General features: G+C 45.2%; 6 protein-coding genes. 5 read left to right on the top strand and 1 reads right to left on the bottom strand.

The window, feature by feature from the left end; genetic code table 11:
* The coding region (locus EPO18_RS04975) for a TonB-dependent receptor domain-containing protein (protein WP_292431347.1) at positions 1 to 736 on the top strand (736 nt) is incomplete at its 5' end.
* Positions 737 to 1,194: 458 nt separating this feature from the next.
* On the opposite strand, the gene EPO18_RS04970 is transcribed toward EPO18_RS04975, so the two are convergent.
* Positions 1,195 to 2,532: an S-methyl thiohydantoin desulfurase domain-containing protein gene (locus tag EPO18_RS04970; RefSeq protein ID WP_292431345.1), complete on the bottom strand. Its 1,338-nt coding sequence runs from the start codon at positions 2,530 to 2,532 to the stop codon at positions 1,195 to 1,197.
* Between the two features lie 475 nt (positions 2,533 to 3,007).
* Between EPO18_RS04970 and EPO18_RS04965 the strand changes: the two genes are divergently transcribed.
* From EPO18_RS04965 to EPO18_RS04950, 4 genes are all read left to right on the top strand, one after another.
* Positions 3,008 to 3,994, top strand: coding sequence for a cytochrome P450 (locus EPO18_RS04965; protein WP_292431342.1), 987 nt, complete (start codon positions 3,008 to 3,010; stop codon positions 3,992 to 3,994).
* Between the two features lie 127 nt (positions 3,995 to 4,121).
* Complete coding sequence (locus EPO18_RS04960; RefSeq protein WP_292431341.1) at positions 4,122 to 6,407, top strand: alpha/beta fold hydrolase; 2,286 nt, start codon at positions 4,122 to 4,124, stop codon at positions 6,405 to 6,407.
* Between the two features lie 211 nt (positions 6,408 to 6,618).
* Positions 6,619 to 7,758, top strand: coding sequence for a thiolase family protein (locus tag EPO18_RS04955; protein ID WP_292431339.1), 1,140 nt, complete (start codon positions 6,619 to 6,621; stop codon positions 7,756 to 7,758).
* Complete coding sequence (locus tag EPO18_RS04950; RefSeq protein ID WP_292431337.1) at positions 7,758 to 10,085, top strand: 3-hydroxyacyl-CoA dehydrogenase/enoyl-CoA hydratase family protein; 2,328 nt, start codon at positions 7,758 to 7,760, stop codon at positions 10,083 to 10,085. The genes EPO18_RS04955 and EPO18_RS04950 overlap by 1 nt, the downstream gene beginning before the upstream one ends.
* The last annotated feature ends 7 nt before the right edge of the window (positions 10,086 to 10,092 follow it).

The following is a 10,092-nucleotide window of genomic DNA, read 5'->3' as shown; positions in this document are numbered from 1 at the left end:
GTTCAATCCCAGAATGGGGTTTAATTGGGAATTTATTAAAAATTATTCGCTGAAGTTTTCTTACGGTACTGCCTATCGAGCGCCAGCCTTTGGTGAGCTTACGGCTGCTAACAATCCTGTATTGTTAGGTAACCCAACGCTTAGGCCGGAGGAAGTTAAAACATTTGAAACAGGTATTATTGCTCATCCTATAAAGGGTTTGACAACTCAAGCTACGTATTATCATTCTTCAATCGGTCAAATTATCTCACAAGTTTTTGGTCAAACAGCATTTTTGCATTACGAGAATAATGGCAGTGTAGTTGCAGAGGGTGTTGAATTGGAAACACGTTATGACTTTGATGGCAATTTGCAAGGTTCCTATGTTAGTGCCAATTATGTTTTTCAACATAGCACTCAATTTAATCGGCAGTTAGCGGATGTGCCGAGGCACCGGGCCAACTTGATGGCAAATTGGGCTTTCAATAATACCTGGAGCAGCTTTGCTCATGTTCTTATTAAAGATAATACATTACGCAATCAGAGCGATACTCGTAACAGCGTACCTGGGTATGCGTTATTCGATCTGGGATTGTTAGGGAGAAATATGTTTGGACAGAAAGTTGATATCAGTTTTAATGTCTATAATTTATTTGACAAACGTTATTACGATCCGGCACCTACAAGCTTGAGTTTCATAGGTGATTATCAGATGGCGGGAAGAGCGTTCTTTGGACACGTCAGTTTGAAATTTTAGCTGGTTATAGAAAATAGAGAAAAAGTTAAGGAAAATGAGTGATATATAAATGTCTGTGCATTCTAAAGAATAGGTGTGGGAGAATACATTCTGTAAGTGTCTTTTCATGAGCTTGGTTCCGATTATGCCATTTTTGGAAGTTTTAAATTGCAGTAAATAGCATTCTGAACGATGTTTGTGAGAAGGTGGATTTGTTTGGGCGGCAAACCCACCTTCAGCATTATGATTTACCAGTACATTTTATTTCTCCTTCAAAAAGATTAATGTGAAAAACTGGCTGCTCATTGCGAAGGAGCAGGTTCTTTTGCCTCTCATAAAAAACGCAACCAGGCAAGAGGCGGTCCTGATTGTCTAGTGAGCAAATTAACGGGTGTTACGTCCTATGCTTTTATAGTTATACTTTGCACGATCAAATTTGTGGATTAAAAAATAGATTAGACATTTGATTTAATAAGGTTTTAAGCGGATTTGTTTTTCGCGAAATATTTCTTATTTTTTAAGTAATGTGACATTAAATCCGGCAGTGGAATATAACTATCTGGAAAAGGCACATGATCTTCAGGGAATGCAGCCAGAGTTTCTTGAATATTTGATAAAAACAAATTCACAAGTACAGCATTTTGGAGCTTTTCATAAGCGCCTAGTCCGATAACCCCGACTTCTGTTCCTAGCGGTATATGCTTGGGATTTTTTTCAGGGTTGCTATTTATATCGGCATTTGAGAACGGTTGGGCGTCTTTTTGGGTAAGAAAATTAATTGAATCAGGTCCCATAGCAACATAGCATTTTCTTGTTGCGTTCCATGCTAATAGACTTTCATTTTTGTAATAAATGAATAGTGTTTCATCTTCATTTGATACAGTAACTTTTCCAGCATCAAAGCCGCTTATCTTTCTTTCTTCTTTATCGGTGATTATGCCTTCAAATAAGGTATAACTGGTCAGTGGAAAGCCATTGAGGAACGCCAGAAATTTGTTATAGTTTTCGGATTCAACAATATTTCGTCCCAGATTCCATGCCAAACCTACTGTCCATTGGATAAATTTATCACCATTTTTGTTAGATAAATTTGAACAATTTAAATCAAAACCCTGCATTGGATAACATGCCATACCAGCTGTGCTGTTATGTGCCCTGGCAAATTGTCTAGCTTGGTTTTCAGCATCATCCGCATCTTCTACATATACAATTATTTTTTCATAATGTCCCGATTCGTCAGTATCGGAAGTCAATATAACAGGATTTAAAGGTAACTTATTAATATTGAAAAGGTTCATACTCATTTCCGGTGCTGCTCTACCGCAGGGATCACCGTTAATCACCGCGATTCCTTTTCTTGCTGAAATTATGAAAGGGATTAGCGTATTCATTGCCCCAATTTCAACGGGTATTAGATAACCTAATGGTTCTTGACCGGATTGAGCTAAATAATTGTCCATTTCCAGAAAAGCATTTAACGAGACTGTTTGCCCGAAACCTTCAAATATTTTATCGGGTGAGCCTAAACCAGCTACAAAAGCTATATTTTTATCAACCTCTAGATTATCAGGATTTACGTAATACATAACATCAGCATCGTTAATCATTTTGTCCATAAAAAGCAGGGCTAACCCAATTGGTCCGCCGCCGCCGGACCCTAAAAAACATGCACCATATACAATATAGCTAATATCTTTTTTCGTTAATTGATAATTACCAGAACCAAAATACTTAATTTTATGATCATTTATACGGACTTTTTTTATCGGTTCATCTTCACTAAATGAAAATTCTAGAATTGGAATATTATTTAACATAAAAATTTTTTCTTAAATTAAGATGAATCATTTGTTTCGGCTACAGGTTATCTTCATTAAACGCAGCAAAACGCATTGGTTCGGTCTGGGTAAAATATCTTCAACAAAATAAAAAATATATTGTAATCTATAACGTCGATAATGTGCGGCAAAGTCTAACATAACTGTTGCTTTTAATAATTGCAACTACGATTTGCCGGTGCCCAGAGTGTCGTGCGTTAGGAAAAAATTCACAGCACTAAAAAAATATTCATCAATTTAAGACACTTAACCTATGCAGCTGGACTTTCAATCTCCCGAGTTTATAGCGAATCCTTATCCTACTTATGCCAGATTACGCGAACAGGCGCCAGTCTACTTGCTAGAATCCGGCAATTGGTTAATAACACGTTATCATGATATCGAATATTTGTTGAAAAGCCCTCGTTTAAACAAAGATATTCCTTCTATGTTTAATCTACGTTATGGGCGTGATATGAGCAATGAACCTGTTTTTCGCTTTCATAATAATTTTTGGACAATGATGGACACGCCACATCAGCGCAAACTGATCGTTAAAGCGCTTAATGCCCGTAAAATTAGCGACGTAAGAGCTCTGGTAAAAAATAGCGCAGAGCAGTTGATAAGCAAATGGATAGCTTGCGGGCAGGCTGATTTAATGAATGTTTTCGCCTATCCGCTACCTATACAGGTCACTTGCGATATGCTTAATATCGAACTGGAACAAAGTCTTGATTTTTTGGAAGAAATTAAACTGATTCTGAGACCTGCTGAGCCTAATCTGCTTAATGAAGCTGAGCTCGATGTTTCCAATGCGGCGGCATTACGTTTGGATAGGTTTTTTCGCGAAATTTGTCAGCAAAGACGCAAACAGCCCGGCGACGACTTGGTTTCACAGTTACTGGCAGCTGAGGAAGATGGTGAGCGTTTAAGCGAAGACGATGTTATCTGTAACCTTATTATGTTGTTCGTGTCTGGATACGGAACTACTGCCAATGCGCTGTGCAATATCTTACGCCTGCTGTTTATCTATCCTGATCAGCGTGAATTGCTGTTAGCCAAACCTGAGCTTTTCTCCAATACAGTAGAGGAAGGTTTACGTTTTAATTCTTCGGGACCGCTTACCTTCCGCACCGTAATTGAGCCGTTCGAATTTAATGGCGTTCAAATTGCGCCCGGGGATGCGATTTATCTTGCCCTTGACTCGGCCAACCATGATCCGGAAGTATTCGTTGATCCTGATCGTTTCTGGATTGAGAGGCCGGATCTTAACAAATCGCTTGCTTTCGGTTTAGGCAGCCATTATTGCTTAGGAGCCAGGTTGGGGGCTGTTGAGGTGGAAGTTGCACTCGAAACATTATTTTGCAAGTTACCGAATTTGACCATCGAAAATGTAGACCAGCTAAAGTGGGAACAGATTTGGGTGCTCAGAGGCTTGGAATCTTTACCTGTAAAATGGTAGAAATCATTTCTTCCAGAACAAATTAAAGGGTATTATCGGCTTATCCTGTAGTTTTCGGAGTGAAACTGTAAATTTGGCACAAGGGCGTGATTTTCTAGGCATTTTCTTTTAGACAAAGCAAGGTGATATGAACAAAACACCTTATTCGGATGATTGGCCCGATATAGACACCAAGCTCTACAATCGCTCGGTTAAGTTGTTTAATGCCGTCAAAAACATGCTGAGCGTCAGGCTTGATCTGCATACCGATCCTCAGGTCGTCCTGGAAGGCGATATCTTCTTATTCAATCACTTTTCCCGATTTGAAACGTTCATACCGCAGTTTCTTATTTACGAGAAAACCGGGGCTTACAGTTGCGCGATTGCTTCCGGAGAGTTTTTTAAAGAAGACAATGTATTGTCGCGGTATCTAAGATACGTCGGCGTTTTTCCGCACAATCATGACCGTTTGTTTCCGTTGCTGGCCGGGCAGATTTTGCGCGGCCGCAAGGTCATCATTTTTCCTGAAGGGGGGATGGTAAAAGACCGGCGGGTTATCGACAAACGCGGTCATTACAGCATTTATTCTCGGGTTACCGGCAACCGGCGAAAACATCACACCGGTCCCGCTGTTTTGAGTCAAGGCGTGGAAACCTTTAAAGCAGCTATCCGTCATGCCCATAGTCAAAACGATGTTGCGCTGTTACGGCAATGGAAAGATGTTCTGCATATCGACAGCGTCGATCAGCTGATAGCGGTAGCGAACAAACCGACGCTGATGGTTCCTGCCAATATTACTTTTTATCCGATTCGCTCTTCCGAAAACTTGTTATTTAAAAGCGTTGAGCTGTTTTCTGACGGCTTGAGCCTGCGCCAGTCCGAAGAATTGCTGATTGAAGGCAATATTATGCTGAAGAATACCGACATGGATATTCGTATGGGTACTCCTGTTAATCCATGTGGTGTATGGGACTGGCGCACCCGTTACTTGGTGAACAATATCGCATCGGAAATTAATACGATAGACGACGTATTTACGCTGAATTCCAGGCCCCAAAATTGGCGGCAACGGTTATTGGGAGCGTACGTTATAAAAAATGCTCAAAAGTCGCGCGATCGGTACATGGAAGGCATTTATGCCAATGTCACCGTCAATTTAAGCCATCTGGCTGCAACGCTGATTATGCATTATGTCGGTCAGGGGCAATCGCATATCGAGAAAGACAAGTTTTATAGCATTTTATATATTGCGATCAAGTGTTTGCAAAACAGTACAGTAATTTACTTGCACCGAAGCCTGCTCAATCCCGATGATTATAGCGATCTGTTTAAAGCCACTAATAAGCGTTTCGAACATTTCATTTCTGCTGCAAAAGAAGCTGGTCTGATCAATGAAGATGAAAACAGTTACGGGTTTTTGCCCAAGCTTTGCGTTGAGTCCGACTTTGACAGTATCCGCCTGGAAAATCCGATAGCAGTCTATAACAACGAAGCCGCCCCGCTGCATACCGTTCGCGATACCCTGATCGATGCTATAGCTGAATACGCTAACGCGGATAAAAACAAATTAGCCGCTTGGCATTTTGAAGATGAATGCAGGACTCTGGCATGGGAAAAGCAGGCTTACTCAAAACCGCAGTTTGCTGATATCAACCATGAAGAAGTTGCCGTTGCCGCCCCCACGCCTTTTTTCATTCAACCGGAAGTTGCCAATGGTTTTGGCGTTCTGCTTGTTCACGGATTGCTCGCCAGTCCCGCTGAATTAAGAGCTTATGGCGAATATCTGGTTAAACAGGGTTACACGGTAATGGGTATCCGGCTAAAAGGCCACGGCACATCGCCTTATGCGTTGCGCGATCAGAGTTGGGAAGACTGGTACGGTTGCGTGCAACGAGGATTCAATATCCTTAAAGTGCATTGTTCGCGTATCTTTGTCGTCGGTTTTTCCACGGGTGGAGCATTGGCGTTCAAGCTGGCTGCTGAACACTATCCTGAAATGATTGGCGTCACCGCTATTTCAGTGCCGTTAAAATTCGTCAATCCTGCTTTCATGTTGGTGCCGTTACTGCACGGCACCAACAAATTGGTCGCTTGGGTCTCGGCTTTTGAAGGCGTAAAGCCTTTTATTAATAGTGAATCGGAACATCCCAACATTAACTATCGCAATGTGCCGGTCAGGGCGCTTTATGAACTGAGGCTGCTAATCGCAGAGATCGATGAATTATTGGCGCAGATTAGCCTGCCCACATTGATTCTGTATGGGGATCAGGATCCTATCGTCTCTCCCAAAGGCGCGCCGATCATTATGGAGAAACTGGGCTCGAAACATAAGCGGATTCAAGCCATTAAGTCCGATCGGCATGGTATTTTAATGGAAAACATTGGCGATACTTGGCATGTCATTGATGATTTTTTAAATGAGTTAAGAAGATGATAACGCATTGTCCACGAAAAACACGAAAGGCACGAAAAATAACGTAACGGCTTTTCTCGTGGTACTGTCATTAAGTTAAGAAAATCGGCGTCGTTTCGGCGTGGATCTCTGCCGGTATGACAGCTTAATTGATGAATGGGTGGAACCAGAAAAAATATGTTCGTGTTTTTCGTGCCTTTCGTGGACAGAATCAGATATAGGAGATGATGAAATGAAAAGTGTAGTTATCGCAGGATATTGCAGGTCGCCTTTCACACCGGCGCAAAAAGGCCAGCTGGCTAAAGTAAGAGCGGATGATCTTGTCGCACAGGTCGTCAAAGGCTTAATCGATAAAACCGGCGTTAATCCGCAGGATATTGAAGATTTAATTCTAGGCTGCGCGTTTCCGGAAGGCGAACAGGGGATGAATCTGGCGCGAATAGCCGTTCATCTTGTCGGACTGCCTGCCAGTGTAGCCGGCACCACCATTAACCGTTTCTGCGGCTCCTCAATGCAGGCCATACATAATGCGGCGGGCATGATCCAAATGAACGCCGGCGAAGTGTTTATCTGCGCCGGCGTCGAGTCGATGAGTCGAGTCCCGATGGGCGGCTTCAATTTCCTGCCTAATCCCGACCTTTATAAAACCTATCCCCAAGCTTATATCAGCATGGGCGAGACGGCGGAAAACCTGGCGGCGCAGTATCATATCGATCGTCAGACCCAAGATGCTTTTGGCTTGGCCAGCCAGCAAAAAACCGCTGCGGCTCAGCAAAGAGGCTCGTTCGCCGCAGAGATTGTTCCGATTAAGCGGCCTGACGGCGAGATTGTCCAGCTTGACGGCTGTGTCAGGGGGAACTCAACATTACAGGGACTTGCCGAACTGCAACCGGCTTTTCTTAAAAACGGTACCGTAACCGCCGGAACTTCCTCGCCGATAACCGACGGCGCGGCCGCTGTGCTGGTATGCAGCGAAGAATATGCCGACGCCCACGGCTTGGAAAAGCTTGCCAGAATTAAGGCCATCGCAGTATCCGGCTGTGCGCCGGAAATCATGGGCATAGGCCCGGTTGGCGCGACCCATAAAGCCTTACAACGCGCCGGTTTGACTTTGCAGGACATCGACATCGTCGAACTGAATGAAGCATTTGCCGCGCAATCTTTATCGGTACTTAAAGACTTGCCGATACCCCTGGAAAAATTAAACCTGGACGGCGGCGCAATTGCTTTAGGCCATCCGCTGGGTGCATCCGGCGCCAGAATTACCGGCAAAGCCGCCAGCCTGCTAAAACGGGAAAACAAGCGTTTTGCTCTGGCTACCTTGTGCGTCGGCGGTGGGCAAGGCATGGCGACTATTTTGGAGGCTATCTAATGGACGTCAATAAAAGCGACATCAAAAAAGTCGCAGTCATCGGGGCAGGGGTTATGGGCTCCGGTATTGCCGCCCAGATCGCCAACGCCGGTATTCCCGTCTTCTTACTGGATATTGTGCCTAAGGATACCGATAACCGAAACACCATTGCCGAGTCGGCCATTGCCAAAATGCTCAAAGTCGATCCCGCTCCATTCATGCATAAAAATAACGCTCGACTGGTCACGCCGGGCAATATTGAAGACCACCTATCATGGCTGGCCGATGTCGATTGGGTAATTGAAGCAGTGGTTGAAGATTTGTCCATCAAACAGGCGCTATATCAAAAACTGGATAATATCTGCCGCCCCGATACCCTGGTTTCATCGAATACTTCGACATTGCCGCTAAAGTTGTTAACTCGCGATATGCCGGACAGCTTTAAGCAACGTTTCATGATCACCCATTTTTTTAATCCGCCCCGTTATATGCGGCTGCTGGAACTGGTTTCGAGCACACAAACCCGGCCGGAATTGGTCGATGCCGTCAGCCGTTTTGCCGACACTCACCTGGGTAAAAACAGCGTTACCTGTAAAGACACGCCGGGATTCATCGGCAACCGGATCGGCGTTTATTGGCTTCAATACGGCTTGCTGGAGGCGATCAAACTGGGTTTAACCGTGGAGCAAGCCGATGCGGTGATGACAGTTTTCGGCATACCAAAAACCGGCGTGTTCGGCTTGCTGGACCTGGTCGGGCTTGATTTGATTCCCCATATTCTGGACGGCATGAAGCTGGCCTTGCGGAAGGATGATGCGTTTCATCAGGTCAACACGCTTCCGGCATTGGTTCAGCGCATGATAGCCGACGGTTACACCGGCAGGAAAGGCAAGGGCGGTTTTTACCGGTTGAATGAAACCGGCGGAAAGCGGGTCAAAGAATCGATTAACCTGCAAACCGGCGATTACCAATCTAGCGAGAAATTTGCGTTGCCGGATTTGCCTAAGACCCAAGATGAATTAAGAACTTTTTTGTCGAGCGACGAGATAGTCTGCCAGTACGGCTGGAACGTGTTGTCCAATACCTTGGCGTATAGCGCCGGGCTGATCCCCGAGATTGCGGATGACATCGTTGCTATCGATACTGCGATGCGGCTCGGTTATAACTGGAAATACGGGCCGTTCGAACTGCTGGATCGGATAGGTGTGGATTGGTTTGTTGATCGGCTGAGTGCAGAAAATCGCAATGTGCCGCCATTGCTGGCAAGTCGTCATAATATGTACAAGGTTGATTCCGGCAAGCGATTGTATGTCGATTTGTCTGGAAACTATCAACCCGTTCGCCGTACAGGCGGCGTCTTGCTGTTATCCGATATTAAACTGTCGGCTCCGGCAGTGCTGGAAAACCCATCGGCCAGCCTCTGGGATATTGGCGATGGCGTGGCCTGTCTGGAATTTCACAGCAAAATGAACACGCTGGATATGGATAGTCTGGCGATGGTTCGGCAAAGCATCGAAAAGGTCAAAGCCGATTTTTCTGCATTGGTCATCCATAACGATGCCGACAATTTTTCAGCCGGAGCTAATTTAACCTTACTGGTGCAGGCCATCCACACCCAAGACTGGCCTGCGGTAGAGCAGTTAATCAAACAGGGGCAACAGACTTATCGGGCTTTAAAGTATGCGCCGTTTCCGGTGGTGGCTGCGCCTTCAGGATTAGCCTTGGGCGGCGGCTGCGAGATCCTGCTGCATTGCGATGCTATTCAGGCCCATGCAGAGCTTTATATCGGCTTGGTCGAAGTGGGCGTAGGTTTGGTTCCGGGCTGGGGTGGCTGCAAAGAATATTTACGACGGTGGCTGGAGTTTTCGAGACGACCGGGCGGCCCGATGCCAGCCATTGCCCAGGCTTTTGAAACGATAGGCATGGCCAAGGTGTCCAAATCGGCAGCGGAAGCCAAGGAGATGCTGTTCTTGTCCACAACCGATGGCATTACCATGAATAAAGACCGTTTATTGGCTGACGCCAAAGCCAAAGCGTTGAAGTTGGTCCAGGATTATACGCCGCCTGAACACGCCAGTTTTCAGCTGCCCGGCGCTAGTGCCAGGGCCGCAATGGACGCCGTTATCCATAATTACAAGCTGGCCGGCAAGATAACGGATTATGATGTGGAAATTTCGCAGCAATTGGCAGACGTGCTCAGCGGCGGTCTGTGCGACATCACCGAACCGTTGACTGAAGACGATTTGTTAAATTTGGAACTGAACGCGTTTTTGCATTTGGTTCAGCAGCCGGGGACTCTAGCGAGGTTGGAGCATCTTTTAAAAACAGGCAAGCCGTTGCGCAATTGATGTTGTC

Origin of the sequence: Methylobacter sp., assembly GCF_004322395.1 — a bacterium.
In the GTDB taxonomy this organism is placed as follows: domain Bacteria; phylum Pseudomonadota; class Gammaproteobacteria; order Methylococcales; family Methylomonadaceae; genus Methylobacter_A.
The sequence above is the reverse complement of the archived record's forward strand: the minus strand, read 5'-3'. Positions and strand labels throughout refer to the sequence as shown.

Coding starts and splice junctions, on each gene's coding strand:
- EPO18_RS04970 (WP_292431345.1), bottom strand. CDS start 2,532: ATGTTAAATAATATTCCAATTCTAGAATTTTCATTTAGTGAAGATGAA.
- EPO18_RS04965 (WP_292431342.1), top strand. CDS start 3,008: ATGAGCAATGAACCTGTTTTTCGCTTTCATAATAATTTTTGGACAATG.
- EPO18_RS04960 (WP_292431341.1), top strand. CDS start 4,122: ATGAACAAAACACCTTATTCGGATGATTGGCCCGATATAGACACCAAG.
- EPO18_RS04955 (WP_292431339.1), top strand. CDS start 6,619: ATGAAAAGTGTAGTTATCGCAGGATATTGCAGGTCGCCTTTCACACCG.
- EPO18_RS04950 (WP_292431337.1), top strand. CDS start 7,758: ATGGACGTCAATAAAAGCGACATCAAAAAAGTCGCAGTCATCGGGGCA.